The sequence below is a fragment of the Ruminococcus sp. 5_1_39BFAA genome, assembly GCF_964240875.1.
In the GTDB taxonomy this organism is placed as follows: Bacteria; Bacillota; Clostridia; order Lachnospirales; family Lachnospiraceae; genus Blautia_A.
The window spans coordinates 14,004-38,967 of the sequence record NZ_CAXSVO010000026.1; the positions used below are offsets into that span (position 1 = coordinate 14,004).

Genomic DNA, 24,964 nt, shown 5'->3' on the forward strand with positions numbered 1-24,964 from the left:
TGGCAGATGAATAAAATGCCGGATGATTTCCTTTGGGGCGGAGCAGTAGCTGCCCATCAGGTAGAAGGTGCCTGGAATGAAGACGGAAAAGGTGTCAGTATTGTGGATGTTCTGACAGCAGGCGAGCATGGGGTTGACCGCAGGATCACAGACGGGGTACAGGAAGGATATTATTATCCCAATCACGAAGCAGTGGATTTTTATCACCATTATAAGGAAGATGTAAAATTATTTGCAGAGATGGGATTTAAGTGCTTTCGTACATCCATTGCATGGACAAGGATATTCCCAAACGGTGACGATGACCAGCCAAATGAAGCCGGACTTCAGTTTTATGATGACCTGTTTGACGAGCTCTTGAAATATGGGATTCAGCCTGTTGTGACACTTTCCCATTTTGAGATGCCATACCATCTTGTAAAAGAATATGGGGGCTGGAAAAACAGAAAACTGATCGATTTCTTTGTAAAATATGCCGTGACGGTTATGGAGCGGTATAAAGATAAAGTGAAGTATTGGATGACCTTTAATGAGATCAATAACCAGAAGAATTATAAATATCCTTTGTTTGGATATACTTGTTCTGGTGTGATCTTTGCAGACGAAGAGAATCCGGAAGAGTGTATGTATCAGGTCGTACATCATGAGCTGGTAGCAAGCGCTCTGACAGTGAAAAAAGGACATGAAATCAATCCGGATTTTCAGATCGGATGTATGATCGCCTGCGTACCGTTATATCCGTACTCCTGTCATCCGGATGACATGATGTTTTCTGTATCAGCTATGCATGACAGATATCTTTTTGGGGATGTCCATGTACGGGGAAAATATCCGTCTTATATTCTCAGGGAATGGGAAAGAAAAGGTTTTCAGATCAAAATGGAAACAGAAGACGAAAAAATACTCCGTGAAGGAACAGTGGACTTTGTGGGCTTCAGCTACTATATGACAAACGCTGTAAAAGCGAATGCAGTAGCAGAGGGAAATGGCCTGGACGGATTTCCGGGAAGTGTCAGCAATCCTTTTGTAAAAAAGAGTGACTGGGGCTGGCAGATCGATCCGGTTGGTCTGCGCTATGCACTGAATCTGCTGTATGAAAGATATCAGAAGCCATTATTTATCGTGGAAAACGGTTTTGGCGCCATTGATAAGGTTGAAGAGGACGGAACGATCCAGGATGATTACCGTATTGCATATCTGAAGGCCCATATTGAAGAATTTAAGAAAGCAGTCCTGCTGGATGGTGTGGAATTGATGGGATATACCCCATGGGGATGTATTGACTGTGTATCCTTCACCACCGGGGAGATGAAAAAGCGCTACGGATTCATTTATGTGGACAAAGATAACGCAGGTAAAGGTTCGTTGGAGAGAAGAAAGAAAAAGTCTTTTTTCTGGTACAAAGAAGTAATTGAAAGCAATGGAGAAAATTTATAGCAGGAAGAAAGGAATAAAACACTATGAAGACATTTGAGTATGTAATAGCAGACGAATTAGGAATTCATGCAAGACCTGCAGGGACACTGGTAAAAGAAGCAAAAAAGTATGAGAGTAAAGTTACCATTCAGAAAGGCGAAAAAGAAGTAGACGCAGCCAAATTGATGGCTCTGATGGGAATGGGAGTAAAATGCGGCGACAAAATTGTTGTAAAGGTGGAAGGTGCAGATGAAGAGAAGGCTGCACAGGAATTGGAAGCCTTTATAAAAGCGAATTTATAATAGGATCAGACAGCCGGGCTGTGTTTGGAGGATGCAGCCCACTGACGCCCTGCTTCGGCAGGGCGTTTTAGTTATGGGAGTTTTTTTCGCCATTTTTCAGTGATTTTACAATTTAAACTGGAATTAAGGGAGAGATTGTTGTATATTATGGTTAGAATGAACTAACATTCCGGGTGACACAAAGAGGCATGGGATAGAAACGGAAATCTGACGCGCGTCAGAGTATTTTCTGTGTATAAGTATTTGCAGGCAGCGATAACGTATGAGAAGGAAATGTTTAGATAGCAAGGAAAAGAACATATTTTACGCCGGAAAAGGATGGATTCTACGGAGCATATTTTGCAAACAAGAAGAAAACAGATAAGGCATTGATACTTATGCTGGGGGATGCTATTGACGACAGATTGACAAAAGATCAAGGTTGAGAATATAAAAGGAAAGCTTGTACTTGTAGGGGCTGAGGACGATGTACTCTGGGATAACTGTAAGTATATCCGCAGAATCACAGAACAGCTGCAGTCGATGCCTCATGGCTGCAAGTATAAAGCAATGATTTATGAGCACGGTACACACTTTGTATTTCCTGAATCTATGCTGCATATCATGATCCCTGTCGGCTCCGGCCTGCTTGTACGGCTGGCGTTCCGGGCAGGAAGAAAGTATCCGAGGGAATGTAAGGCTGCACGCATGGACATTGACCGTAGACTGTCTAAGATAATCAGAATGTGGTAAGCAAGGCCATGCGAGTACATATTGCCGCCGTTTTTGCGATAATGCCAAGCGGCAGAAAGTTGTGGAGGATGAAAAATGGCAGATAAAATTCAGACTGCGTATCACGATTCAAAAGATATCTATGATGATGTATTAACACAAGGCAGCTTTTTTAGCAGACTCTATATCAAGTTGTTTTGGAGCGGAACAGATGATAATGAAATTGCAAGGAAGGTTCTTGCGTATATTCCGGATGACTTTAGCGGTGTCCTGTTAGATGTTCCGGTGGGAACTGCGGTTTTTACAAAAGAAAAATGGAGAAGTTTATCGAACGCAACGATTATATGTCTTGACTATAGTGAGGACATGATCGCGCAGGCAAAAGCCCGCGTGGCTGATTGTTCACATGTTTCGTGTATACAGGGGGATGTGGGGCAGCTTCCGTTGGAAGATGGATCCTGTGATATTGTTTTGAGCATGAATGGTTTTCACGCTTTCCCGGATAAGAAAAAGGCTTTCCTGGAAACCTGGCGTGTTCTGAAGCCGGGAGGAAGATTTATCGCCTGCTTTTACATTAGAGGTGAGGCTGCTATTACAGATTGGCTGGTGAAAAACATTCTGTCGAAGAAAGGTTGGTTTACTCCGCCATTCCAGACCAAAAGCGAGCTGAAAGCAGTGCTGGAACAGATGTATCAAAAGATTGATTTCCATACGGATGGGTCTATGGTTTATTTTGAGTGCGTTAAATAAGGAAGCATTTTATAGTTTTGTTTTGCATTGTGATGCTGGCAGAGCTTTTGCTGATCATTGGTTTTGGGAACAGGGTTACGGATTTCCCCATAGATACAGATCAGCACCTGGCCTCCACCTGTCTTTGCATGGTGGATGTGCCAGGTGTTTCTGCAGCCGGCACGAATGTCACATAATCTTATATGTTTTATCACTCATTATACGGTCTCCTTTGTTTCCCATACTTCCTTTGCGAGATTAAAAACTGCCCAGGCTTTCGGCCATCCTGCATAAAATGCAACGTGAGTGATCAATGCTGAAATCTCCTTCTGTGTCACACCGTGAGCTTTTGCGTTCTCCAAATGGTGCTTCATAGAAGAATCTGTGATTCCCTGTGCCATGAGTGCCGTTATCGTAAGCATACATCTGGTTTTCAGGTCAATGTCCTGATTATTCCAATTTTCCCCAAATAAAACATCATCATTATAATGTGCGAATTCCGGCGCGAATTCGCCAAGTGCATTTCTGCCTGCTGTTTGTACAATCTTTTCCATCTTATTGAACCTCCTCTTTCTGTAATGACTTCTCCTGATTAACCCATTCGCAGAAGCCAATTTCGCATAGCTCCTAATAGTTACAAATTTTCTTCAAAAAAGCTTTGTATCTTATCAAATGGAATCACTTTCAGATTATCATACAGGTCCGTATGTACTGCATCGGGAATGATCATCAGTTCTTTATTATCTGCATATGTGCTGTCCTTCGTCATCGCTGCAAAAGCATCCTTACTGAAATAGCAGGAATGTGCTTTCTCTCCATGGATTAACAGTACGGCACTGCGGATTTCATTCGTGTACTGAAGGATCGGTTGATTCATGAAGGACATGCATCCGACCGCTGTCCATCCATCATTTGAATTTAATGAGCGCTCATGATATGCACGTCCTTTATAATACTCGCTGTAATCTTTTACAAAAAACGGAGAATCCTCCGGTACCGGAAGCGGAAGACATCCGCCAATCATGTCATAAGATCCTGTCCGAAAGGCTTTTGTTCTTGCTTCATTCATCGCTTTTTTCTTCTCGTATCTTGCTTCCTCGCTGTCCTCGGAATCAAAATATCCGTTCGCGTTCACTCGCGTCATATCATACATAGTAGACGCTGCGGTTGCTTTGATACGCGTATCCAGAGCTGCAGTATTTAATGCTATGCCTCCCCAACCGCAGATACCAATGATACCGATTCTTTCCGGATCCACGTTATCCTGTACCGACAGGAAATCCACCGCAGCCTGAAAATCCTCTGTATTAATATCCGGAGATGCCATATACCGTGGCTGACCTCCGCTCTCGCCTGTAAAAGACGGATCAAATGCGATAGTCAGAAATCCTCTCTCTGCCATTGTCTGTGCATACAGTCCGGAGCACTGTTCCTTTACAGCTCCAAACGGTCCGCATACTGCAATCGCTGCCAGCCTTCCTGCCTGATTCTTTGGTGTGTACATATCTGCCGCCAGCGTAATACCATAGCGGTTCGTAAACGTTACCTTTTTATGATCCACCTTTTCACTTTGGGCAAAAGTTTTGTCCCATGTCTCTGTAAGTTTTAATTCTTCCATGATAGAACCTCCTTATATTCATCATTGCATAGTAGTATTTCATCTGTTATGATAAGAGCATACTACCTAAACTTAACTTTAGGTCAAGGGTTAGTTTTTACTTTTTCAATTATTTATAAGGGGGAATATGACCATGTATACGATTGGGGAAATCTCAGAAATGTGCGGGCTTCCGATCTCGACACTCCGCTATTATGATAAAGAAGGGCTTTTTCCGGATTTAAAGCGGGTATCCGGCATCCGCAAATTTGGCGAGAAAGATATCGAAGCACTTCGCGTGATCGAATGTCTGAAAAGGTCAGGTCTGGAACTAAAAGATATCAAACAATTCATGAAATGGTGTACTGAGGGGCCTTCTACTTATCCCAAGCGTAAGGCATTATTTGAAAGAAGACGTGCTGTTCTGGAGGAAGAGATGAGGATTCTTCAGAAGAATCTGGATATGATTAAATTCAAATGCTGGTACTATGATCAGGCAATCGCTGACGGAAATGAAGAAAGGCTCACCCAGATCGTACCGGATGGGCTCCCTGAAGAAATAAAAAGGTTTTATGAAAATGCACATGAAGAATGATTATCCCAGGCTCGTTCACTGTGGAAGAACGTGATATAAACCTTCTTGAGACTTATTGACCCACTATCACTTTGGCGATACAATAAGGAGAAGAGAGGTCGGAAAAATGGATAAACGGATTACGATATACCATGGTTCGGAAAAAAACGTGGAACATCGCCTGTTTTCTATAAAAACTCCTGTGGCAAGACGAGCAAAACAATATTTGATCGATAACTTCAGCGTCAATGTAAATGCCTTTGACTTGATTACAGGTTACCGTGCGGACGATTCCTATTTTGATTACGCAGAGTCATTTCTTAACAACGGTATTTCGGTAGAACAGCTTGCACGTGCTATGCGACTTGGAAAGCTGGGGGAACAAATAGTTATTAAATCAAAGTTTGCCTTTTCCAAACTGAAATACGAAGGCTTTGATGTTGCCGAGAAAGACCAATACTATGTTCTTCGCAAAGCCAGAGATGATGAAGCCAATCAGCTTTATCTGGAAATGCTTGAAGAAGAGAATGATGGACTGTATATTCAGGATATTATGAGAGGAGGCATTAAAAACGATGACCCACGCATACCAAGAAATATATCTGAGTAAGGCACAGTCGGTACTGGGTGATGCCTTTGATTACGCAGTCAATACTTGCGGTATTCTCGGAAATGACTTTGTGAAACTGTTTATTGTAAGTTCTGTAAGCAAGCGAATGGAAAACGGTGAACCTGCCTATCTTGTAGGTAGAAGCGGTATCGAAATCGTCCGGGAAATCGTTGAAGAAACAAAAGGACAAGAACTTCAAATAGAACCGCAGGATCATTTTGGACGCTCCAAGGAATACTGGATTGGGTGGACTGTTGCCTATTATCAATGGTATTCGGGTAGGAAGTATAGCGACATTTTCAAGGTTCTCTCTTTTGAGGATTTGCAAAAAATGTACTACATTCTCCACGAAGCGGATATAACAAAGTTTGTTGACATTGTGGATTCAAAAATAAAGGAGTATTTTCCTGAAACTAATTTAAAGCGCATTCGTACAGCATATAGCTTTACTCAAGCAGAGTTAGCGGAACGATCCGGCGTCAGCCTTCGTTCGATTCAGATGTATGAGCAGCGAAACAAAAATATCAACAAGGCAAGTGCAGATACAATATATAGCCTTGCCAAGGTTTTAGGCTGCACAATGGAAGATTTGATTGAGCGGTAATTAAAATTTATGGAATAAAATCTATGTTTATAAGCATCTATCAGAGTAGCAGCCCGTGGTGTCCTTAAAGGTAAAACGTGGCTCATACCAGAAAAAACTAAAAAACCAGGTGACCCTAGAAAAAAACGAAAGATGGAGCAGAAATAGCTATGATAGTGTATGATGGGGTGAAAACAGATTTTCTTCAAAGTGTGGAGAATGATTCTATAGCGATAGAAATTGAAGAAAACATATTGAATAAAATGGGTAGGCATACTTCGAAGAACGAATTTCGGTCATGGGAAAATTCGCTTACCTATATGTATAAGGTTTTAAATGATAGCGCAATTCCTGCAGATGCTGGTATCGCTATTGAATTTAATATACCGCAGACAGCGAAACGTGTAGATTTTATGATTTCCGGATATGATGATGCACATGTCCCTAATATGGTGATTGTAGAACTAAAACAGTGGGAGAAACTTTCGGAAGTGCCAGGAAGTGATGGGATTATTGATGCGCAGGTAGGAAACCTGGTAGAAACATATACGGGAAATGCGCTCCGCATAGTTGTTCATCCATCTTATCAGGCATGGTCTTATGCCCGGCTGATTCAAGATTATAATGCCACCGTACAGGATGAAAAGATATTACTTCATCCGTGTGCATGTCTGCACAATTATATTCGTCACGAAGACGATCCGCTGGATGCCAGACAGTACCAGACCTATATGGAAGAAGCACCTGCATATACGAAAGGTCAATTGATATTACTTCGGGATTTTATAAAGAAATCGGTAAAAACAGGAGACCGGAAAGAAATTCTATATATGGTTGAACATGGGAAGATCAGACCGTCCAAAAGTCTTCAGAATTCCATTGCGTCTATGCTGAAGGGCAATCAGGAATTTATTATGATTGATGAGCAAAAGGTTGTTTATGAGGAAATATTGAAGCTCTCCACTATGTGTCAGCAGGATTATAAAAAACGCTGCATTATCTGTACTGGCGGACCGGGTACCGGAAAAACAGTGGTTGCCGTGAATTTGTTGGCAGAACTTACGCAGCGTGATCAGATGGTGCAATATGTTTCTAAAAACAGTGCGCCGCGGCAGGTGTATTTGCGGAAACTAAAAGGCCAGATAAAGAAAAGTAGTGTAGACAATATGTTCAAAGGCTCAGGAACGTACACGGAAACTGGTGAAAATGTGGCGCATACTCTTCTTGTAGATAAGGCACACAGACTTAATGAGAAGTCTGGTATGTTCCATAATCTGGGAGAAAATCAGATCAAAGAGATTATACATGCAGCTTATTGCAGTGTATTCTTTATCGATGAAAGTCAGCGTGTCACAATGGACGATATTGGTTCTGTGGAAGAAATTGAAAAATGGGCAAAAAGGGAAGGAGCTCAAATCTATCATATGGAACTGCAGTCGCAGTTTCGATGCAATGGATCCGATGGATATCTTGCGTGGCTGGATGATGTTTTGGATATCAGAGAAACTGCCAATTATGATCTGGATGGGATTGACTATGATATTCAGATCTGTGATACCCCAGGTTCTGTCAGAAATATTGTGATAGAGAAAAATCGGATTTCGAACCGTGCACGTATGCTGGCCGGATATTGTTGGAACTGGAATAAAAAAGAACAGAATAATACAAGTTATCATGACATTAAAATTGGTGATTTCGAAATGAGCTGGAACCTGGGAAGCGGGGAACCTTTTGCAGTAAGTGAAACCTCTATTAATGAAGTTGGTTGTATTCATACCTCACAAGGACTGGAATTTGATTATGTGGGTGTTATTATAGGCGATGATATTCGTTATGAAAATGGAAAAATCGTGACAGATTTCACCAAAAGAGCCAGGACAGATCAGTCATTGAAAGGAATCAAAAAGCTGTATAAAGAAAATCCAGAAGAGGCATTACTGCGTGCAGATGAGATTATCAAAAATACATATCGTACCTTAATGACAAGAGGAATGAAGGGCTGCTATATTTACTGCGTTGACCATGCATTGGCAGATTATTTCTAGGAAAGATTGAAAAATAAAGTGTGTGAGCTGTAAATCAGGAGGAGAAGATGAATCAGAGTACAATTAACAGAATCAGAAAATTTACAGAGGACAGAGACTGGGATCAGTTCCATTCTCCAGCAAATCTTGCAAAATCAATTTCTATTGAAGCAAGTGAACTGCTGGAATGTTTTCAGTGGAGCGATGATAATTACAATATTACACATGTGAGAGAAGAACTGGCGGATGTGCTTGTCTATTGTCAAAACATGCTGGACAAGCTTGGACTCGATGCAGATGAGATTGTAAATGCGAAGATGGATCAAAATGAAATGAAATATCCGGTGGAAAAGGCTAGGGGAAGTGCGGCCAAGTATGATGAGTTATAAAAAATGTAATCAGAAGATGGAGCATGATACTACCTTGAATTATTATGAAAGTCACGCAGAGGAATTTTTTGATAGCACAAGATTTGTAGATTTCCATGAAACACAGGAACATTTTTTAGAAAAGCTTCCAGCAAGCGGGAAGATATTAGATTTTGGTTGTGGTGCAGGGCGCGATACGAAATGCTTTATGGAACGTGGCTTTAATGTTGATGCAGTTGATGGCTCTGAAAAACTATGTGAACTTGCCAGTGAGTATACTGGAATCAAGGTAAGAAGAATGCTGTTTCAGGAACTGGATGCAATTGAAGTGTATGACGGAATCTGGGCATGTTCTTCTATCTTGCATTTATCTAAAACAGAATTAAAAGACGTGTTGAGGAAAATGCGCAATGCGTTGAAAAAAGATGGAATCATATACACATCTTTTAAATATGGACAGTTTGAAGGTATTCGGAATGGAAGGTATTTTATAGATTTTACAGAAGATACTTTCAAACAGTTTATGGAAGAGGTACAGGGGGTAAAGCTGGAAGAATTCTGGATTACCGGTGATGTACGTCGAGGCAGGGGAGAAGAAAAATGGCTGAACTTAATACTCCGAAAATCGAATATAGTCTGAGTATTGATGGAAAGTATTATAATACGCTGGATATTCATGGGTTTACCCAGATGATGAAAGATCCATCATATTGTTACAAATTTTACTGGCTGGAAGCTATCGTAAATCTGATTTCAGAAAACGTTAAGGATACAACTTTTGATGCGGTGATTGATGAAATGATAGCAAATGCGTGGTATTCAGTGGTGGAATTTCATGTACATCTTAGCGGAATTATGAGTGATGGATCCGTCCGGGATGGACTGGAGCGTGCAGTTTGCAAATTACATGATTTAAGCAGGTTGTCTGCGAATGCGTCAAAGCTGGAAATAAAGAATGCGATTCGGAAGTACAATACAGAGATAAAAAAGGAAAAAGAACAGCTGACTAATATGGTTCCATATAGAGCATTGGCTGGATTTTTTGGTAAGACCGATGAAACACCTGACTGGGGCAGTGTCCGGCGAATGGTTGCATACATAGAGAAGATTAATGCAAACAGTGTATTGTTACCGTACACACTTGGCGGCAGCAGTAAGCTGCAAAGGGAGATTTGTTTCAATCAGTCATGGATAGAGATGATACAGGATAATACAGTTGCTATACTTGGATGGATCCAATATGAAAAAATAAAATGGTTACAAACAAATAATCCAGAGGTTCCGGGACTGGTATATAAGCTGGCGCCGTTGGATGAGAAGATGCGAAAACTTTCTAATGTAAGGAAGCTTTGGGAAGGTATTTTGGATTTGCAACCGGTGCGGGATGTATTTACAGGCGACCGAATTCAAAAAGAAAGTTATGATGTGGATCATTTCATTCCATGGTCATTTGTGATGAATGATGAATTGTGGAACCTGATGCCAATGGACTCTTCCCTGAATTCATCGAAAAGCAATCATTTGCCAAAATGGGATCCGTTCTTTGCAAAGTTTGCTGAGAACCAGTATCTGCTGTATGGCATGATAACAGCCGGTATATGACTCTGCCAGGAGGCAGGGGTATGAGATTTGGGGAAGGATATAGATGAATAAGATATTTCTGCCGAAGAATACGGATGAGAAATACATTTTGGTTCCATATTTTGGGGTACCTGAGGAGACCATTCTGCAGAGGGTGAAAGCGAATTCAGTGCCGTATGATGTGTGGGAGAAGCAGGGATACCTGATGGCAACCGAGGGCAATGTGATCCACTATCAGTGGACTGGTGGAAGGCCGCACAGATGATCGAGAATCTAGAAGGTGCCGGATTTACAGATCATTCATGCCGGACAGCCCATGCTCCGATGGATGTGTAGATTACTTTGATACGGAGACGGTTGATATGAAGATGTATATTGATAAGTTTAAGCGCAAGCTGGAGAAGGATACCGGTTATAAAGGATTGGACGATGAGTTGAGGACGAAATCCACTTAATGAGGGGGAAATAACGTGGAATTAAAATTTTGTGCAATAATTCTTCAAAATGAGAATATGGATGCTGCCTATGTAGAAGTTCCTTATGATATCAAAGAACTTTTTGGCAAAGGACGTCTGATGGTGAATGCTACTTTTGATGGTATTCCGTATCGTGGGCAAGTGGTAAAAATGGGAACTCCTTGTTACATTATCGGCGTTTCAAAACAGATACGTAAGCAGATTGGTAAGAGCTTTGGTGACATTGTTGAAGTGGTTCTTCAGGAAAGAGACAGTGAGAAAATGTCTATGTGGAAATGCCCCAAATGTGGCAGAGAGTTTAAGAAAAAAGAGCAGAGTCATTTCTGCGGTGAAAAACCAAAGACGATAGATGAATATATCCTGAGCCAGGATGAGGATAAGCAGGAAGATCTGCGCTATATCCGTCAGATTCTTCACAGTGCATTACCGGAAGCGGAAGAACGTATCTCCTGGAGTATGCCGACTTATTGGAAAAAGCATAATATCCTTCATTTTGCCGCTTCAAAGAAACACATCGGATTGTATCCGGGGCCTGCTGCGGTGGTACAGTTTTCTAACGAATTACAAGGATACGAAACTGATAAGGGAACTATCCGAATCCCCTATGGCAAGGTGGATGCTGCGTTAATTGAGAAGATTGCAAAGTGGTGCTTTGAAACCGGAAACCATGCTTAGATATCAATAGTTTCAGTTCCAAGAAGAAAACAAATGGACTTCATTAATCAGGATATTCTTTTTTTAATCAACACCAGACATTATTACCGCTGTAAGAAATGTTTGCTGGCAAAATGCTAACACAGTTTCGAGATACCAAAAAAAGGTACAGAAAACGCAGATTACATTCTCTAATCGTCACGTTTATGCTGATTTGGACGAAGAGCTGTTTGCATAGGTGGGACAGGCATGGGCGCTGCCCACCCAACAAGCATTTTTACATTTTCGGGCAAGGGACCTGAAAATAGGAAAAATCCGCAAGTGGGTACTCGCTTGCTGTGCTTGCTATCGTTTCTTTTTTCGTATCTAAGTAATACCAAAACCTTCACTTTGGCTACTCTTTTTTGAACATTAAACAAATATCTATTGACATTCTCAAAAATGATAATATAATAAAAAGTGAAATCAAAAAGGGGGCAGAAACCGTAATGAATATGGCAGAAGTTATCATGAACCCTGTGCGGCAAAGGATTATCCAGTTTTTGCTGGTACATGATAAGGGGACTGTGAAAGAAATCAAAAGCAAGCTTAGTGATATTCCAACACCAAGCCTATACCGCCATGTAAAAATCCTGGCTGAAAACTCTGTGATTATCGTTGCGGAAGAAAACAGAATCAGAGGAACCGTCGAGAGCGTTTATCAGCTCAATCCAAATGCCTTGGTTGTGGAGGACGAGGATGGAATGGGCGTTCAAGTATCGCTGATGAGTATCTGTACTGCATTTGCAAAATATTTTGCCAGCGGTCATGCAGATCCAAGAAAGGACATGTTTATGCTGACCAGCTGCACTTTGATGCTGACGGATGATGAGTTTGGGACTTTCCTGAAGGAGATCAATGAGCTTGCAATGAAGTATATCTCCAAAGAGCCGACAGAAGGATGCCGTCCGAGACAAGTCACTTTGATTTCATCGCCGACCCAATAACCAATATGACCGAAAAATTTTGCATTTCATCGGCGCAAATCGCATCTTGCCTGTCATGGATTGAATCGGCAGGAAAACCACACTATTATATACTTGTAGGAATGGAAAGGGGTGAGAATCTTGCGTGTATCCATTCGAAAAGTTTTACATCCGGAGGATGAACAGGCCGTTTTGGAATGTGTAGAAATGACCAGGGACTTTGAAGACAAAAAGGTACTTGTAGTTGCGGCTTCCGTTGTCATTGTATATGGGGTGATTTGTGTGGTTGATTGGGTGCAGGGATGTATGGACGCCGAAGCGATGAATCGCCGGTTGGAACAACTGAAAAAGGAGCAGCAATAAAATGGAGAAACAAGGGAAATGGCTGCTATGCCCGATTTGTCATAGCAAAACCCGTGTATGGATACGGGAGGATACGATACTTCAAAACTTCCTGCTTTTCTGTCCGAAGTGTAAGCAGGAACGATTGATTAACCTAAAACAATTTCATATGACGCTTTTACCAGAGCCGGACGCTAAGATGCAGAGCCAGTAATCCAGAAATATGGATGTATGGCTCTGCGTTTTTATCCAAAGGAGGGATATGATGACAGATAAAAAGCTTCCCGATTTTGCTCTAACGCTTTTTGATAGTGCATTGGCGGAAAGAAAGCAGACAGATACGATTTTGGCCTGTAATGAAAAAACGGCAGCCTATGGGCTGGCTTTGACAGCGCAGCAGGCAATGGCGCTGGCAAACACGCGGGAGGACACGCTGAAAAAGACAGGCCGCATTGAATTCGGCGGCGTGACCCACAAGCTGATTTTGGCCTTCTGTGACTCCCCCTACATTTCTCAAGGCAACTACGAGGAAACGCTCCATGAGCTGATTGACCTGTTTTACAGCTTTAAGAATGAAACCTCGGACCGGGTCAGCGACGACACGCTGATCTCGTACATGAAGAAAGCATTCAACGGAGAATGCCGCGGCTCTTTGGAACTGCTTGCGGGGAACGCCTTGCCCGCATTGGCCCGCAAAATAAACGAGCGCCGGGGAGTTGATCCCTTCGAGAAGTTGGAGGCGACGGATGACTGAACTTGAGCGAGTCCATATCATAAACAAAGCCGCGTTAAGCGGGACAAATTATTTTACATCTCTGCTCACCCAGGGGCGGCAATGCGCTCTGCTCTCCGACAGCGATGTGGAGCGCATTCAGTCGGAAAGTCTGGCGCTGCTGGCAAAGCAGATAGAGAAATGGAGCCGCGGAAAAAGCAGTTCTATCCGGGTAGAAAAGGCGCAGGAACTGCTGTCCTCCATCCTGTACACATTCGGGATCGCTCTGAAAGCCTATCCATCCCCCGAGGACGCTGTGGACGCCCTGAAACAGGAACCGTTGGATCAATTCTTCCATGCCGGCTTGAAGGGGATCAGACGCAAGGTTCAAACCGCCCGGCTGATTCACAGGCAAATCACAAAGAAGCTGTTTCAAACAAGAAATGTATTCTATCGCTCTACGGTAGTAGATGGTATCTGCGGCTTTTTCAAGTTATACAACCCGGAATTTTCCGCCCATGAAATCCACATTACCGCTGACTACCCCACTTTTCCGGGTGTGGCCGACCTGGCGGGCATTGAGTTTATCGAGCGGTATTTGCGCAATATTGCCCATGAAAATCAGTTCCTCTTGTATTTTTCTGCCAATAAGGTCCACCATCTCCTATGCGGCCTGGACGAGAACTACCAGCAGATCCTCATGAACCTTTACGAGTCGGTGCTGTCCGCTGCCCTTGGCTGCGCTCTGACGAATCATCCGGTTCGCGGCTTGTCCTGTGACCTGGATGCATTGGAGGCGCTGTTCCACGGAAAGAGCACGGAGGAAATCAAAACGCTGCTGTCCGCTGCGTTAAATCAAGTGATCGTGGAGCTTAACTGCCCCCACGATTTGACTGAGTATCTGAAAAGCAGTATGCCCAAACTGGCTCTATCCATTCAGAAGGCCATGGAACTGGGGCATTTGGAGGCCATTGTCCTCACCCCTTCCTATCCGGAGGACAAGCCACAGATTATTCTATCCTATGGGGACCGGATGAACGATAGGGACTATGCGAAGGTTCTGGATGAACTTTTGTGGTGCGAAAGTGCAGAGAAAAAAGCGGAGATCATCCTGAGAGACATCCACTCCTTGGGTGATCTGCTGGAAATTCTTCGGGACTCCGAGCCAACACAGAAGGAATTGGTGGAGATGCTCCGTGGCTTCCCACCAGAGATCATCGCTGTCCTGCTGCGGCAATATCCCAACGATGATTTTCTGACGGATGATCGGGAAATCACCATCTATTCCGCCTTGCAGGAGCTTTGTGCCGCACTGACTGAAACGGCGAGAGCGCAGATGGAAAGAGCAGTGGAGGCGCTGCGGTTTAGTCCATAAGTACAGACCGGATAAGAAGGCTGGAGACTAAATTTATTATAAGGAGGAACCATTATGGTTGAGTCGAGATGTGGGATATTGTGCAGTGAATGCGAATATCGCGAACCGATGAATTGCAAAGGGTGCGTATTCATACAGAAACCCTTTTGGGGCGAGGATTGCCCCTTAAAGTCGTGCTGTGAAGCCAAGGGACATGAACACTGCGGACAATGCGGGGACTTCCCCTGCGATATGTTAACACAATTTTCCTATGACAAGGAGCAAGGTGATAACGGCAAGCGAATTGAGCAGTGCAGACAGGATCTTTCGTGAGACTGATACCATTTAAAGACCATATCAACATTGAAGCACAGGCAGTCATTTCACACAAAGAAGAATTCGCAGATTATACAATTCTAAAGAGCCAGACGCTTAGACGCAGAGCCAATATCCCCTAAATGTGGGTAGATGGCGCTGCGTCTTATTTTGCACAGACTCAAATCAAAGAAAGGAAAATTACAATGAATAAAAAGAAAATAAACACCTTAATTCTCATTGCAAGTGCAGGACTGGCTATCGCAGCGATTATCTTCTTGTGTGTAGCCATAATTGGCGAGGCAAAAAGTAATTGGGTACTTTATTCCGCCCTCGTTTGTGTTGTCCTTTCCAACTTGTTTAATGCTATAAGGACTTCTTTCAATAAGGAAGAAAAGTAGTCCAGCAATCTAAACGGCGGAGAATTGGTATGAAAATAGAACAGAAAAGTATTGCCAACATCCCAGCGATCATAATTGGCGCAAGGTCTGATGCTGCGTATCTGTTTGTTCACGGGAAAATGGGCTCCAAGGACGAAGCTGCAGATTTTGCGCGTTTTGCCTGCCCGGCAGGCTGTCAGGTCGTTGGGATCGATTTGCCGGAGCATGGGAGAACTTTTCGCCGGACGGCGATCATCATTTCTATGGCAAGCGGGAGCTATCCAGCCTGTTGGAAGCCCACGGCTTTGCAATACAGAGCATTCGCAAGACAGGAAAACATACCGTTTTGTATATTGCAAGAACAAAAGAAAAGGAGTGAAAAACATGAAAAATCTGATTACAATTCAAAAAACCTTCAAGGTGTTCAAAACTCTGTCCAAGGTCGCGATGATCTTAGCCTTTGTTGGCTGCGGCCTCACACTGATCGGTCTGCTCTGCGCCATCGTCTGGTATCACGGCGGTAAGGTGTATGGTGCGGATCTGGAAACGATGATAGGGCTGACGAAGGCCTCCGGCCTGTTTCCAATGATTGGCGTGCTGCTGTCCGACGCCGTACTCGCGCTGACCGACGGCCTTCTGTTCCTGTTTGCTTGGCGCTATTTTAAGACCGAGCAGGCAGACGGCACACCTTTTACCCACAACGGCGCAGATCAAATCAGAAGTCTTGGCATCAAAACCATCGTTATGCCTCTGGTTGCGGCCATCATTTCCGCTGTGATTTACGGCTGCTTTGGCATGACAAATGCTCCCGATTGGAGCAACGCTGTTTCCGTGGAGCTGGGCATTGTGCTGATTTTGGCATCCTTAGTGTTCCACTATGGTGCGGAGCTGGAGACAGCTAAGCAGGAGGACCTGCCATGAAAGAATTCATATTGGCTGCCCTGCCCTTGGTGTTGGTAGGGTTGGCATTGGCTGTATTGGCAGCAAACCACATGGCGGAGAAGCAGAAGGATGAGAAACGGGGGGGCACTGTGGGGAATGGCTATTGCATCCCTGATTTCGAGGAAGGAGAAAGAGGAATGAAAAAAACACTGACCAACTACATGGGCCTTTTGGGTATCGTCAGCCTGTTGTCCTTTGCGGCAGCGGTGATCTTTGCGCCGAGGGCATATCCGGGCTATGACTGGATGGCCCAGGCGGTCAGCGATTTGAGCGCGGAAAGCTCGCCGTCCAGAACACTGTGTAATCAAATCTCCGCACTCTATGCGCCCTGTGGGATTGTCTGCTGCACAGTGAGTTGTATTGCGATCCAGGGATACTGCAACAGAATGCTTCGGGCGGGTGTTTATCTGTTTGCTGTGATGAACTGGGTCACGGCGGTGGGGTACAGTATGTTCCCCCTGACCGATGCTGGGAATCCCAACGGCTTTCAAAACATCATGCACCTTGTGGTGACAGTGGCAGTGGTGGTGTTATCTATTGTGTCTTTGGTGATGATATTTTATGGCGGCTGGCATAAAAGAGCGTGCCGTTCCCTGGGCTTGTATGCGGCTGTCGCTCTGCTGCTGATGCTTGTGGGGGGAATCGGGGTGAACATAGCGCCGAAAGAATATTTGGGCCTTCTGGAGCGCTTCAGTTTGTTCTCCGTCACGGGTTTTAATGCGGTGCTTGGAATCTATTTATTCAAAGGATGGGAAAAACAATGAGCAAATATAATCCTCTTTGGACGTACATACAAGGACAGAGCGGTCAAACGCTGCTGCTGCGTTTTGCAGAAATCGAAACCATCTGTGGCCTGCCCATTGATCACTCTTTTCTGCAATATAAAAAGGAATTGTTGGCCTATGGCTGGCAGGTGGAGAGGATCTCCATGAAACAGCAGACAGTCCGCTTCCGGAAAAGCGGGCAGGAAACACAGAGGTAACAATATGGCAACGAGTAAGGAATATCTGCATTTTATTCTGGATCAGCTTTCGGACTTGACGGAAATATCTTATCGCTGTGCCTTTGGCGAGTACATGATCTATTACCGCGGAAAGATCGCGGCCTATCTGTGCGATGACCGGTTGCTGGTAAAGCCGGTCCCCAGCGCGGTCCGTATGATGCCGGATGCCCGCTATGAGCCGCCCTATGAGGGCGCAAAGGATATGCTGCTTGTGGAGAACGTGGACGACCATAATTCTATTTTGACAGTCCGTACGAATGCAGGATATACACATTGGGTGTTGTTGTATGACAACAAATATTATGACCCTGAGTTTGGCTTGATTGAAGGTGCGTACACGCACGGTAAAATCACATCATTCTTGGAGATATATGGGTGATGGAAATGTACATCAGGAAACTCAGCACAAATGTGAATTGTCCGTGTAAAAAGAAAAAGTGTGAACATCACGGAAAGTGTGACGAATGCAGAAAACATCATGCCGGCTCAAAACGTCCGAGACCTTGTGAAAGAAAGAGATCCTGTAAGTTGTTTGGCAGATGAATTGACATGGATCGGGAAAGGTCCATAAGGAAACGGAGGAAATTATGATTACAATTTATGTTTATATTCTTGATACTTTAGCCGACTGGGAGCTTGGGTATGTTACTGCGGAATTGAATTCCGGGCGTTTTTTCAAAAAAGGCGCGCCTTGTGTATCGGTTAAGACGGTCAGCTTCTCAAAAGAGCCAGTAAAAACAATGGGCGGATTGACCATCGTGCCCGATTGCGGTATCAATGATATTGCTGTGCGTGAAACAAGTGTGCTGCTGTTACCGGGCGCAAATACATGGAATGACCCGAAACATGGCGCGGTCATCGAAAAAGCAGGTGAGCTTCTTTCCGTGGGAGCCACGGTATGCGCCATCTGCGGGGCTACCGTTGCGCTGGCCAACCACGGGTTGCTGGATCAGCGTCCGCACACCAGCAATGGAGCAGGATATCTTGAAATGTTTGCTCCCGGTTATAAAGGGCAAAGTTTCTATGTTGACAAACCCTCCGTTGCGGACAACAATCTGATTACCGCAGCTCCCACCGGAGCTTTGCTGTGGGCGAAACAGATTATTGAGCATTTGGGTGTTTTCCAAGCCAACACACTGGAATCTTGGTATGAATATTTTCGTACTGGTGCGCCTCAACATTTCTTTGCCCTCATACAGACGTTGCCGTCCAGCGATGAAGCTTGAGCTGCCTCTGTCATAAGCAGCATGGGGATGTTGGCATCCAGGGGAATCAAGATTTGGAGAATAAGAAGAAATGGAATTATCGTATAGAAAAGCAGTTAAAGACGATGCAAATTTGCTGATTGATATTTATAACTCTTCTTTTTATGACGATTATGTTCGGTATGGAGAATGTCCTGCCTATGGAAAAACGAAAGAAGGAATGGAATTTTATACTGAAAAATGTGGTTTTAGTGTAGCGAATAAAGTAATGGATGGGAATGTGGAAGTTGTAAATTTTTACAGGAATCGTTAACTTCCAGTTGATAGGGAGAAAAGCAAATGAAAAAGACATTTTCTATTATGATGATACTGGCGGTCTGCGCCGGGCTTCTCAGCGGATGCCGGATATCGGTTCATTTACCCACTGGTCTGTCGTCCTTTTATTACGACAATGTGGAGAAATATGTCGCTGGCGGAGCCAGTATTACCGATACGGTGGAGCGTGTGGAAATTCAATGGCTTAGCGGCAGCGTCAATGTGGCTGCCCACAAGGAGGACATCGTCCGGTTTTCGGAAGAAGCCAATCGGACGCTGACAAATGACAACAGCGTTCATCACTGGCTGGACGGCACGACCTTGCGGATTCAGTTCTGCGACAGCGGTGAGTGGGATTTGAATGGTCTGAAAAAAGATCTGACGGTGCTGCTGCCGGAGGAATTGATGCTGAAAGGATTGAAAATCAACGGTGTGTCCGCCGAGATGGAGGTCGACTCTATTCAGGTGGAAGAACTGAACCTCAATACGATGTCCGGTGATCTGGGAGTCACGGGCTGCAAGATTGCAGAGAGTGCGAATTTCGATACCACATCTGGAGCCGTTACAGCCGAGGTGCTTGGGGCACTGAGAGAGCTGTGTGTAAACACGGTTTCGGGCAAAGCGTCGGTTACAGCGCAGATGGTTGACACAGTTGATATGGATTCTACCAGCGGGGCCTTACTCCTATCTGTGGAAGAGGCACCGGACAGAATTGATATATCCACCGGCTCCGGCACGGTCACGCTCATTTTACCAAAAGATACCGGCATGACCCTCCGCTTTGGTACAGTCAGCGGAAAACTTTCATCAGAGCTGCCCGGTAAGACGGATGGAAAGGATTCTGTTTTCGGGGACGGCACCTGTGCGTGCAGCGTTGAAACGACTTCGGGTGATTTGAGAATACAAGTCAACGGCGGTAAAGAGGAGGACACAAAATGAAATTCAAAAATCCATTGTTGGCCGTTACAGACATGGAAAAATCCGTGGCCTTTTACAAAGAGGTGCTGGGCCTGCGCAAAATCATGGACTTTGGAGCCAACGTAACGCTGACCGGCGGCGTATGCCTTCAAACCTGCGAAACTTGGGCGGAATTTATCGGAATATCCCCCGATGCGCTGGGATGGTATGGCAAAACCGGCGAACTTTATTTTGAGGAGGACGATTTTGACGCCTTCGCGGAAAAGCTGAAGGGGCTGAATATTCACTATGTCCACCTGGTCAAGGAACACCAGTGGGCCAGCGGCATGATGCCGAAGCAGGTAATGGAGCGCATGGGTGTGCCGATGAAGTTTGTAAAAGGATGTATGCAGTAAGGAGAGACAGAAAAGTGAGCAAAAAATTAGGGCTATGGACTGTTTTATTTGTTGTGGGACTGTTTACGGTATTATTCCGGATGGAACTCAGCCGGTACATATCGGACCTGACATCGCTGTTGGCGGCAGGATGTATTCTCGCGGTGATCGCAGGTGCAGGCCTGTTAATGGAACTGTACCGAAGCCGGAGTTGAGGATGTGAAGACGCCGGTATTTGAGATGGACTAATAAGGAGTTTTGGATGAAAAAGAAAAGAAATTTTAGACGGTTCCTGCTGCTGTGGACAGGAGAATTGGTTTCCGCCATAGGCGGCGGACTGACCAGCTTCGGTCTGGGTGTCTATGTATTTGAGCAGACCGGACGTGCAGCGGACATGGCCCTCGTTACCCTTCTGGCCTTTTTGCCGACACTGCTTCTCAGCGTTCCGGCAGGTGTTCTGGCGGATCGCTATGACAGAAGGCTGCTCATGATGCTTGGGGATGGCTGTTCTGCGGTTGGTATTCTGTTTATCTTGTTTTGCATGTTAAGCGGCGGAGCCAGCTTTACGGAAATTTGCATCGGCGTGACGATCAGCTCAGTCTTTTCTTCTCTGTTGGAACCTTCCTACCGTGCGACAGTGACAGACCTTTTGGATGCAGAGGAATATTCCAGATCCAGCGGGATGGTCAGTCTTGCAGGAAGCGCCAGGTACCTCATTTCCCCTATTCTTGCCGGAGTGCTTTTGACTGTATCGAATATCCGGCTGCTTTTGATCGTCGATGTCGGTACTTTCTTCCTGACGGTGATCTGTACCGGCGTGGTCCGGAAAGGTCTGGCAGCAAAAGCGACAGAAAAGAAGGAACCGTTTTTGACCGCCCTGCAAGTGGGATGGCAGGCTGTTACGGAAAAAAGAGGGGTTTTCCTTTTGATCCTGCTTTCCTCTGTTATGACCTGCTTTATGGGGGCCTTTCAGATTCTGGCGGAGCCGCTGATCCTGGATTTTGCAGACAGTGCCACATTGGGAATTGGGGAAACAGTCTGTGCCAGCGGCATGCTGGTTTCCGGTTTGTTTTTGGGAACCAGGGGAATTAAAAAAGGCTATGTGAAAGTCTTATCTGCATCCCTTACCGCAGCAGGCGTTGCAATGATGATATTCGGACTGAAGGAAAATATCTACCTGATCTGTGCTGCGGGATTTTTATTCTTTGCCATGCTTCCTTTTGCGAATAATTGTCTGGATTACCTTGTCAGGACAAATATTGCGGATGAATTGCAAGGCAGGGCATGGGGCTTCATCGGATTTTTATCGCAGATTGGTTATGTAGTGGCCTATGGTCTGGTGGGTGTCTTAGCCGACAGGATTGGCGATCAGTTTCAGATTGGCGTCGGACGAGGCGCTGCCGCGGTCATCATGGTATCCGGGCTGCTGCTTGGTATTATGGCGTTGGCTATTTATCCTATAAAAGCGGTGCGTAAACTGGAGAATGGAATGTCCCAAGCCGATAAAACTATATAAAGGTATGCTCATTGAAATGAGTCTCTCATAACTATGAAAAAAAGAAATACAAATATACCCAATTATATTACCATCCTGCGCATAGTCGGAACAGTGTGTCTGATGCCTACCTATCCACTTTCTCCCATTCTGTGGATACGGATTCCGGTTGAAATTTGGTATGCAGTTGCAATGGTTTTGCTGCTTCGGCTTTCGGCATATCTCGCTGCGGCAGTCAAATTCTGACAGTTTGCGTCCTTGCATACTTACATGAACAAACTGACAGGCATGGCGGTAAGGAGCTACTACGTTACCTTTGCAGGCAGAAAGGAGACTGTGAAATGCAATGAAGCATATTTTGATCTCTGGCCTTGTAAATACGGAAACCACGGTGCAGGTGCGCCAGTTTCCGATCCGCTATTACCCCATTGGTTATCCTTTCTTTGGGGTAAATACCGCCGCTTCCGGCGTAGCCTACAATATTGCTATAGCCTTGAATACATTGGGCGATCATGTCACGCTGCTGTCTATGACAGGAAATGATTTTCCGGCAGCTTACATAAAAGAAGATCTCATGGTGTACGGAATTGATACGAGCTATATCAGGCCACAGCTGCGGCAGACGCCAAACTCGGTTGTTTTATATGATGCAGAAGGAAAACGTCAAGTCTACTGCGATCTCAAGGATATTCAGGAGGCTTCCTACAGCTTTGAGAAAAACCTGCTGGACCATGTGGATCTGGTTGCTGCCTGCAACACCAATTTCAACAGGGAACTTCTGCATCTGGCAAAAGCAGCAGGCAAGCCCATTGCCACCGATGTCCATGTTCTATCCGATCTTCATGATTCTTATAACCGGGAATTCATGGAATATGCGGACATTCTGTTCTTGAGTGATGAGGGTATCGGGGCAGACTACCGTGGCTTCCTGCTAGAATTGGTCCAGACCTATGGCAGTAAGATCATTATTCTGGGCCGTGGGAACAAAGGCGCGGCTATATACCAAAGTTCAGACCGCCAAATCCATGAGCAGGCCGCTGTATGTGTCGGTGAAGTGGTAAATACGGTGGGAGCGGGAGACGCTCTGTTCAGCGCGTTCCTCCATTATTATATCCAGGGCTTTTCTCCCCTGGATGCTCTAACCCGTGCGCAGCTATTCGCTTCCGCCAAAATCCGTGTCAGCGGAGCGGCAAAAGGATTTGTGACAGAAGATGCACTTCAAGCGATTTATGAACGGTCTGAGGAAAGGAAGGTTTTGTAATGCGATTGTTGATTGTCAACACTCTTTCCAAGGATGATCCTGCAGCACTGGAGGCAATTCAGGAGCTGTGCATGACCGTTCCAGACTGCAAGGTTATCCACGTTTACGAGATGGACATCCGCCCCTGTGTTGGATGCAATTTCTGCTGGCTGAAAACACCAGGAATCTGTTCTATCAAGGACGGCTATGAAGAAATACTCAAGGGCTACCTTGCTTACGATGCCATTATTTCCATTGCAGATGAAGTCATTGATGTGGGACCTCTGGCTGGAAAAGACGGCGGATGCCCATCAAACCGAACCCATGGAAACCAAAAGAGTTTTTTCCTATCCGTGATGCCTGTCTGCATAACCTGGATCATATTTCAGTGGATATTCCGCTTCATGTACTTACCGTTGTAACGGGCGTTGCCGGGTCTGGAAAGAGTACCTTGATCCGGGATGTCTTTGCCCGTCAATATGCAGACCAGGTGGTGTTGGTCGATCAATCTCCGGTCACAGCAACCGGGCGTTCCGCTCCCGTCACTTTCCTGGGATTTTTCGATGAAATTCGGAAGGTTCTGGCTAAAGAAAATGGTGTGGATGCATCCCTGTTCTCTTTCAATAGCAAAGTTTGAATCTGTCTGCGGAGGATGCCTGCAGCTTTGGGACAAGCATTTCATGGACGAGCATGTCTTTGGAGTGTTGGGCCTCCCGGTTGTTGTGACCGGCGATCTTCTGGTTGACGCTCTGGCACAGTTGCCGGAGGGCAAGCGGGATGTGATCCTGCTGTCCTACTTCCTGGGTATGACGGACCGTGAGATCAGCGAGAAGCTGAACATCGTCCATCAGACCGTATCGAAGCGGCGGCTTATCACACTGAAAGAATTGCGCGAATATCTGATGAAGGAGGGATTTGAATGGTCGAACAAGTGAAACCTATCCCGGTGCCTGTGATTCTGGCAGCCGTGAGCGGCGGCGAGGAAAAGGCGAGTTCCAAGGAAGAACAGGCTGCCGGTACCACGATAGAAGATTTCGCCATGACGTTGTGTACGCTGAGTTTGTTTGGATTTCCACGAGACCGCGATGTATCATTTCGGCCGCAAACACGCAGAATGCAACATTTATTTGCTGCGGTACCGGAGGAAAAACTCAGAAGAGACCGGAAATTCATGGAGCACAGAGATGATTCGTCTGTTGTCAGATGCCAATACCCGCCGCAAAGAACTGATACGACAGAAAAGCTTCTTCACGGAGGAGGAATCTGACCGAATCATAAAACAATTTGAGGAGCTGTTGACTAAAGGATATGAGCAGAATCGGAAAACGCAGAATAAATATGCGTCATCTGAGGAGTTGACCCTGCTCAACCGACTAACAAAATATGAGAATAACCACCTTCTGTTCCTGCGTAATGCGGATGTAAAATTCCATAATAATGATTCGGAACGGGATCTCCGAAAGTGTAAGTCACACCAGAAGATGTCCGGTGGTTTCAGAAAGGAAAGCGGCAGCAAACTGTACTGTGATATCATGAGTATCATAGAAACCTGTAAGAAAAAACAAATGCAGGTATTTGGAAGTATCTACAGTATATTTGCTGGTCAACGGGCCATTTATTGACCCGTTTTTTCCAATGTCTTTTTTAGAACCGCTCAGCCGTTAGGCTGAATAGTTACGTTGGAATGGTTGGAATTGGAACATTTTCTCTCAAACTCCTTGACAACTGAAATCAAAAGGAGTATAATATTTGAAATTATTTAGGAGGTAAGGCAATGTT

37 protein-coding genes and 2 pseudogenes are annotated in these 24,964 nt (G+C 44.9%); 37 read left to right on the forward strand and 2 right to left on the reverse strand.

The window, feature by feature from the left end; all coding sequences use genetic code 11:
* Nucleotides 1–6: 6 nt before the first annotated feature.
* The 5 genes from ACESZH_RS18895 to ACESZH_RS18915 all read left to right on the forward strand — a co-directional run bounded on the left by ACESZH_RS18895 (nt 7) and on the right by ACESZH_RS18915 (nt 3,355).
* Entirely contained in the window at nt 7–1,437 is a 1,431-nt protein-coding gene (locus tag ACESZH_RS18895; RefSeq protein ID WP_373218370.1) for a 6-phospho-beta-glucosidase, read from the forward strand.
* A 23-nt stretch (nt 1,438–1,460) separates the two neighbouring features.
* Nucleotides 1,461–1,718 (forward strand): HPr family phosphocarrier protein, encoded by a 258-nt coding sequence (locus tag ACESZH_RS18900; protein ID WP_373218372.1) that lies wholly within the window; start codon nt 1,461–1,463, stop codon nt 1,716–1,718.
* Between the two features lie 414 nt (nt 1,719–2,132).
* On the forward strand, nt 2,133–2,450 hold the full coding sequence (locus tag ACESZH_RS18905) for an acyl-CoA thioester hydrolase/BAAT C-terminal domain-containing protein (RefSeq protein WP_373218448.1): 318 nt from the start codon (nt 2,133–2,135) through the stop codon (nt 2,448–2,450).
* Nucleotides 2,451–2,525: 75 nt separating this feature from the next.
* Nucleotides 2,526–3,179 (forward strand): class I SAM-dependent methyltransferase, encoded by a 654-nt coding sequence (locus tag ACESZH_RS18910; protein ID WP_373218374.1) that lies wholly within the window; start codon nt 2,526–2,528, stop codon nt 3,177–3,179.
* A 17-nt stretch (nt 3,180–3,196) separates the two neighbouring features.
* Entirely contained in the window at nt 3,197–3,355 is a 159-nt protein-coding gene (locus ACESZH_RS18915; protein WP_373218376.1) for a hypothetical protein, read from the forward strand.
* 42 nt (nt 3,356–3,397) lie between these two features.
* On the opposite strand, the pseudogene ACESZH_RS18920 reads toward ACESZH_RS18915, so the two are convergent.
* Both ACESZH_RS18920 and ACESZH_RS18925 read right to left on the reverse strand, forming a co-directional pair.
* Nucleotides 3,398–3,712: pseudogene (locus tag ACESZH_RS18920) on the reverse strand (carboxymuconolactone decarboxylase family protein); the annotation flags it as partial.
* 80 nt (nt 3,713–3,792) lie between these two features.
* A complete protein-coding gene (locus ACESZH_RS18925) occupies nt 3,793–4,776 on the reverse strand; it encodes an alpha/beta hydrolase (RefSeq protein WP_373218377.1) in 984 nt (327 codons plus the stop codon).
* Nucleotides 4,777–4,909: 133 nt separating this feature from the next.
* Between ACESZH_RS18925 and ACESZH_RS18930 the strand changes: the two genes are divergently transcribed.
* The 32 genes and pseudogenes from ACESZH_RS18930 to ACESZH_RS19085 all read left to right on the forward strand — a co-directional run bounded on the left by ACESZH_RS18930 (nt 4,910) and on the right by ACESZH_RS19085 (nt 24,807).
* A complete protein-coding gene (locus tag ACESZH_RS18930; protein ID WP_373218378.1) occupies nt 4,910–5,350 on the forward strand; it encodes a MerR family transcriptional regulator in 441 nt (146 codons plus the stop codon).
* Between the two features lie 106 nt (nt 5,351–5,456).
* Nucleotides 5,457–5,939, forward strand: coding sequence for a DUF3990 domain-containing protein (locus tag ACESZH_RS18935; protein ID WP_373218380.1), 483 nt, complete (start codon nt 5,457–5,459; stop codon nt 5,937–5,939).
* On the forward strand, nt 5,905–6,543 hold the full coding sequence (locus tag ACESZH_RS18940; RefSeq protein ID WP_373218382.1) for a helix-turn-helix domain-containing protein: 639 nt from the start codon (nt 5,905–5,907) through the stop codon (nt 6,541–6,543). The genes ACESZH_RS18935 and ACESZH_RS18940 overlap by 35 nt, the downstream gene beginning before the upstream one ends.
* Before the next feature lie 149 nt (nt 6,544–6,692).
* Nucleotides 6,693–8,567, forward strand: a complete 1,875-nt coding sequence (locus ACESZH_RS18945; protein WP_373218384.1) for a DNA/RNA helicase domain-containing protein — start codon at nt 6,693–6,695, stop codon at nt 8,565–8,567.
* Nucleotides 8,568–8,614: 47 nt separating this feature from the next.
* Entirely contained in the window at nt 8,615–8,935 is a 321-nt protein-coding gene (locus ACESZH_RS18950) for a nucleotide pyrophosphohydrolase (RefSeq protein ID WP_373218385.1), read from the forward strand.
* Nucleotides 8,922–9,554, forward strand: coding sequence for a class I SAM-dependent methyltransferase (locus tag ACESZH_RS18955; protein WP_373218386.1), 633 nt, complete (start codon nt 8,922–8,924; stop codon nt 9,552–9,554). The genes ACESZH_RS18950 and ACESZH_RS18955 overlap by 14 nt, the downstream gene beginning before the upstream one ends.
* A complete protein-coding gene (locus ACESZH_RS18960; RefSeq protein ID WP_373218388.1) occupies nt 9,515–10,516 on the forward strand; it encodes an HNH endonuclease domain-containing protein in 1,002 nt (333 codons plus the stop codon). Before ACESZH_RS18955 ends, ACESZH_RS18960 begins: the two co-directional genes overlap by 40 nt.
* 43 nt (nt 10,517–10,559) lie before the next feature.
* Nucleotides 10,560–10,760, forward strand: coding sequence for a hypothetical protein (locus tag ACESZH_RS18965; protein WP_373218390.1), 201 nt, complete (start codon nt 10,560–10,562; stop codon nt 10,758–10,760).
* A 205-nt stretch (nt 10,761–10,965) separates the two neighbouring features.
* Nucleotides 10,966–11,646 carry a DUF1905 domain-containing protein gene (locus ACESZH_RS18970; RefSeq protein WP_373218392.1) on the forward strand — a complete coding sequence of 227 codons (681 nt, stop codon included), beginning with the start codon at nt 10,966–10,968 and terminating at the stop codon, nt 11,644–11,646.
* Nucleotides 11,647–12,113: 467 nt separating this feature from the next.
* Nucleotides 12,114–12,611 (forward strand): helix-turn-helix domain-containing protein, encoded by a 498-nt coding sequence (locus ACESZH_RS18975; RefSeq protein ID WP_373218393.1) that lies wholly within the window; start codon nt 12,114–12,116, stop codon nt 12,609–12,611.
* 120 nt (nt 12,612–12,731) lie between these two features.
* A complete protein-coding gene (locus ACESZH_RS18980) occupies nt 12,732–12,953 on the forward strand; it encodes a hypothetical protein (RefSeq protein ID WP_373218394.1) in 222 nt (73 codons plus the stop codon).
* Nucleotide 12,954: 1 nt separating this feature from the next.
* On the forward strand, nt 12,955–13,146 hold the full coding sequence (locus ACESZH_RS18985; protein ID WP_373218396.1) for a cysteine-rich KTR domain-containing protein: 192 nt from the start codon (nt 12,955–12,957) through the stop codon (nt 13,144–13,146).
* A 51-nt stretch (nt 13,147–13,197) separates the two neighbouring features.
* A complete protein-coding gene (locus ACESZH_RS18990; RefSeq protein WP_373219955.1) occupies nt 13,198–13,686 on the forward strand; it encodes a DUF6323 family protein in 489 nt (162 codons plus the stop codon).
* Complete coding sequence (locus ACESZH_RS18995) at nt 13,679–15,019, forward strand: DUF6179 domain-containing protein (RefSeq protein ID WP_373218401.1); 1,341 nt, start codon at nt 13,679–13,681, stop codon at nt 15,017–15,019. The genes ACESZH_RS18990 and ACESZH_RS18995 overlap by 8 nt, the downstream gene beginning before the upstream one ends.
* A 54-nt stretch (nt 15,020–15,073) precedes the next feature.
* Nucleotides 15,074–15,331, forward strand: coding sequence for a DUF3795 domain-containing protein (locus ACESZH_RS19000; RefSeq protein WP_373218402.1), 258 nt, complete (start codon nt 15,074–15,076; stop codon nt 15,329–15,331).
* 188 nt (nt 15,332–15,519) lie between these two features.
* Nucleotides 15,520–15,714, forward strand: coding sequence for a hypothetical protein (locus ACESZH_RS19005; protein ID WP_373218403.1), 195 nt, complete (start codon nt 15,520–15,522; stop codon nt 15,712–15,714).
* Between the two features lie 363 nt (nt 15,715–16,077).
* The gene (locus tag ACESZH_RS19010) at nt 16,078–16,614 is read left to right on the forward strand and encodes a hypothetical protein (RefSeq protein WP_373218405.1); all 537 of its coding nucleotides are present in this window, start codon (nt 16,078–16,080) and stop codon (nt 16,612–16,614) included.
* Nucleotides 16,611–17,399 carry a DUF998 domain-containing protein gene (locus ACESZH_RS19015; protein WP_373218407.1) on the forward strand — a complete coding sequence of 263 codons (789 nt, stop codon included), beginning with the start codon at nt 16,611–16,613 and terminating at the stop codon, nt 17,397–17,399. Before ACESZH_RS19010 ends, ACESZH_RS19015 begins: the two co-directional genes overlap by 4 nt.
* Nucleotides 17,396–17,617: a hypothetical protein gene (locus ACESZH_RS19020; RefSeq protein ID WP_373218408.1), complete on the forward strand. Its 222-nt coding sequence runs from the start codon at nt 17,396–17,398 to the stop codon at nt 17,615–17,617. Before ACESZH_RS19015 ends, ACESZH_RS19020 begins: the two co-directional genes overlap by 4 nt.
* Before the next feature lie 4 nt (nt 17,618–17,621).
* Nucleotides 17,622–17,867, forward strand: a pseudogene (locus ACESZH_RS19025) (TfoX/Sxy family protein); the annotation flags it as partial.
* A 358-nt stretch (nt 17,868–18,225) separates the two neighbouring features.
* Nucleotides 18,226–18,864: a type 1 glutamine amidotransferase family protein gene (locus ACESZH_RS19030; RefSeq protein WP_373218410.1), complete on the forward strand. Its 639-nt coding sequence runs from the start codon at nt 18,226–18,228 to the stop codon at nt 18,862–18,864.
* A gap of 70 nt (nt 18,865–18,934) precedes the next feature.
* Complete coding sequence (locus ACESZH_RS19035; RefSeq protein WP_373218412.1) at nt 18,935–19,156, forward strand: hypothetical protein; 222 nt, start codon at nt 18,935–18,937, stop codon at nt 19,154–19,156.
* Nucleotides 19,157–19,182: 26 nt separating this feature from the next.
* Nucleotides 19,183–20,097, forward strand: coding sequence for a DUF4097 domain-containing protein (locus ACESZH_RS19040; RefSeq protein WP_373218413.1), 915 nt, complete (start codon nt 19,183–19,185; stop codon nt 20,095–20,097).
* Nucleotides 20,094–20,471, forward strand: coding sequence for a VOC family protein (locus tag ACESZH_RS19045; RefSeq protein WP_373218415.1), 378 nt, complete (start codon nt 20,094–20,096; stop codon nt 20,469–20,471). The genes ACESZH_RS19040 and ACESZH_RS19045 overlap by 4 nt, the downstream gene beginning before the upstream one ends.
* A gap of 14 nt (nt 20,472–20,485) precedes the next feature.
* Nucleotides 20,486–20,665: a hypothetical protein gene (locus tag ACESZH_RS19050; RefSeq protein WP_373218416.1), complete on the forward strand. Its 180-nt coding sequence runs from the start codon at nt 20,486–20,488 to the stop codon at nt 20,663–20,665.
* Nucleotides 20,666–20,712: 47 nt separating this feature from the next.
* The gene (locus ACESZH_RS19055; protein WP_373218417.1) at nt 20,713–21,966 is read left to right on the forward strand and encodes an MFS transporter; all 1,254 of its coding nucleotides are present in this window, start codon (nt 20,713–20,715) and stop codon (nt 21,964–21,966) included.
* A 33-nt stretch (nt 21,967–21,999) separates the two neighbouring features.
* Complete coding sequence (locus ACESZH_RS19060) at nt 22,000–22,191, forward strand: hypothetical protein (protein ID WP_373218419.1); 192 nt, start codon at nt 22,000–22,002, stop codon at nt 22,189–22,191.
* A 100-nt stretch (nt 22,192–22,291) separates the two neighbouring features.
* On the forward strand, nt 22,292–23,206 hold the full coding sequence (locus ACESZH_RS19065; RefSeq protein WP_373218420.1) for a carbohydrate kinase family protein: 915 nt from the start codon (nt 22,292–22,294) through the stop codon (nt 23,204–23,206).
* Complete coding sequence (locus tag ACESZH_RS19070) at nt 23,206–23,607, forward strand: hypothetical protein (protein WP_373218450.1); 402 nt, start codon at nt 23,206–23,208, stop codon at nt 23,605–23,607. Before ACESZH_RS19065 ends, ACESZH_RS19070 begins: the two co-directional genes overlap by 1 nt.
* Nucleotides 23,490–23,822: a hypothetical protein gene (locus ACESZH_RS19075; protein WP_373218421.1), complete on the forward strand. Its 333-nt coding sequence runs from the start codon at nt 23,490–23,492 to the stop codon at nt 23,820–23,822. Before ACESZH_RS19070 ends, ACESZH_RS19075 begins: the two co-directional genes overlap by 118 nt.
* The gene (locus ACESZH_RS19080) at nt 23,749–24,120 is read left to right on the forward strand and encodes an RNA polymerase sigma factor (protein WP_373218422.1); all 372 of its coding nucleotides are present in this window, start codon (nt 23,749–23,751) and stop codon (nt 24,118–24,120) included. The genes ACESZH_RS19075 and ACESZH_RS19080 overlap by 74 nt, the downstream gene beginning before the upstream one ends.
* A gap of 150 nt (nt 24,121–24,270) precedes the next feature.
* Nucleotides 24,271–24,807 carry a transposase gene (locus ACESZH_RS19085; RefSeq protein WP_373218424.1) on the forward strand — a complete coding sequence of 179 codons (537 nt, stop codon included), beginning with the start codon at nt 24,271–24,273 and terminating at the stop codon, nt 24,805–24,807.
* The last annotated feature ends 157 nt before the right edge of the window (nt 24,808–24,964 follow it).

Coding starts and splice junctions, on each gene's coding strand:
- ACESZH_RS19080 (WP_373218422.1), top strand. CDS start 23,749: ATGAAATTCGGAAGGTTCTGGCTAAAGAAAATGGTGTGGATGCATCCC.
- ACESZH_RS18965 (WP_373218390.1), top strand. CDS start 10,560: ATGAATAAGATATTTCTGCCGAAGAATACGGATGAGAAATACATTTTG.
- ACESZH_RS18995 (WP_373218401.1), top strand. CDS start 13,679: ATGACTGAACTTGAGCGAGTCCATATCATAAACAAAGCCGCGTTAAGC.
- ACESZH_RS18985 (WP_373218396.1), top strand. CDS start 12,955: ATGGAGAAACAAGGGAAATGGCTGCTATGCCCGATTTGTCATAGCAAA.
- ACESZH_RS19040 (WP_373218413.1), top strand. CDS start 19,183: ATGAAAAAGACATTTTCTATTATGATGATACTGGCGGTCTGCGCCGGG.
- ACESZH_RS18975 (WP_373218393.1), top strand. CDS start 12,114: ATGAATATGGCAGAAGTTATCATGAACCCTGTGCGGCAAAGGATTATC.
- ACESZH_RS18940 (WP_373218382.1), top strand. CDS start 5,905: ATGACCCACGCATACCAAGAAATATATCTGAGTAAGGCACAGTCGGTA.
- ACESZH_RS19060 (WP_373218419.1), top strand. CDS start 22,000: ATGAAAAAAAGAAATACAAATATACCCAATTATATTACCATCCTGCGC.
- ACESZH_RS18935 (WP_373218380.1), top strand. CDS start 5,457: ATGGATAAACGGATTACGATATACCATGGTTCGGAAAAAAACGTGGAA.
- ACESZH_RS19020 (WP_373218408.1), top strand. CDS start 17,396: ATGAGCAAATATAATCCTCTTTGGACGTACATACAAGGACAGAGCGGT.
- ACESZH_RS18895 (WP_373218370.1), top strand. CDS start 7: ATGAATAAAATGCCGGATGATTTCCTTTGGGGCGGAGCAGTAGCTGCC.
- ACESZH_RS19055 (WP_373218417.1), top strand. CDS start 20,713: ATGAAAAAGAAAAGAAATTTTAGACGGTTCCTGCTGCTGTGGACAGGA.
- ACESZH_RS18960 (WP_373218388.1), top strand. CDS start 9,515: ATGGCTGAACTTAATACTCCGAAAATCGAATATAGTCTGAGTATTGAT.
- ACESZH_RS19070 (WP_373218450.1), top strand. CDS start 23,206: ATGCGATTGTTGATTGTCAACACTCTTTCCAAGGATGATCCTGCAGCA.
- ACESZH_RS18900 (WP_373218372.1), top strand. CDS start 1,461: ATGAAGACATTTGAGTATGTAATAGCAGACGAATTAGGAATTCATGCA.
- ACESZH_RS18930 (WP_373218378.1), top strand. CDS start 4,910: ATGTATACGATTGGGGAAATCTCAGAAATGTGCGGGCTTCCGATCTCG.
- ACESZH_RS18955 (WP_373218386.1), top strand. CDS start 8,922: ATGATGAGTTATAAAAAATGTAATCAGAAGATGGAGCATGATACTACC.
- ACESZH_RS19005 (WP_373218403.1), top strand. CDS start 15,520: ATGAATAAAAAGAAAATAAACACCTTAATTCTCATTGCAAGTGCAGGA.
- ACESZH_RS18925 (WP_373218377.1), bottom strand. CDS start 4,776: ATGGAAGAATTAAAACTTACAGAGACATGGGACAAAACTTTTGCCCAA.
- ACESZH_RS18945 (WP_373218384.1), top strand. CDS start 6,693: ATGATAGTGTATGATGGGGTGAAAACAGATTTTCTTCAAAGTGTGGAG.
- ACESZH_RS18910 (WP_373218374.1), top strand. CDS start 2,526: ATGGCAGATAAAATTCAGACTGCGTATCACGATTCAAAAGATATCTAT.
- ACESZH_RS18990 (WP_373219955.1), top strand. CDS start 13,198: ATGACAGATAAAAAGCTTCCCGATTTTGCTCTAACGCTTTTTGATAGT.
- ACESZH_RS19010 (WP_373218405.1), top strand. CDS start 16,078: ATGAAAAATCTGATTACAATTCAAAAAACCTTCAAGGTGTTCAAAACT.
- ACESZH_RS19035 (WP_373218412.1), top strand. CDS start 18,935: ATGGAATTATCGTATAGAAAAGCAGTTAAAGACGATGCAAATTTGCTG.
- ACESZH_RS19045 (WP_373218415.1), top strand. CDS start 20,094: ATGAAATTCAAAAATCCATTGTTGGCCGTTACAGACATGGAAAAATCC.
- ACESZH_RS18950 (WP_373218385.1), top strand. CDS start 8,615: ATGAATCAGAGTACAATTAACAGAATCAGAAAATTTACAGAGGACAGA.
- ACESZH_RS19030 (WP_373218410.1), top strand. CDS start 18,226: ATGATTACAATTTATGTTTATATTCTTGATACTTTAGCCGACTGGGAG.
- ACESZH_RS19065 (WP_373218420.1), top strand. CDS start 22,292: ATGAAGCATATTTTGATCTCTGGCCTTGTAAATACGGAAACCACGGTG.
- ACESZH_RS19075 (WP_373218421.1), top strand. CDS start 23,490: ATGCCCATCAAACCGAACCCATGGAAACCAAAAGAGTTTTTTCCTATC.
- ACESZH_RS19085 (WP_373218424.1), top strand. CDS start 24,271: ATGTATCATTTCGGCCGCAAACACGCAGAATGCAACATTTATTTGCTG.
- ACESZH_RS19000 (WP_373218402.1), top strand. CDS start 15,074: ATGGTTGAGTCGAGATGTGGGATATTGTGCAGTGAATGCGAATATCGC.
- ACESZH_RS19015 (WP_373218407.1), top strand. CDS start 16,611: ATGAAAGAATTCATATTGGCTGCCCTGCCCTTGGTGTTGGTAGGGTTG.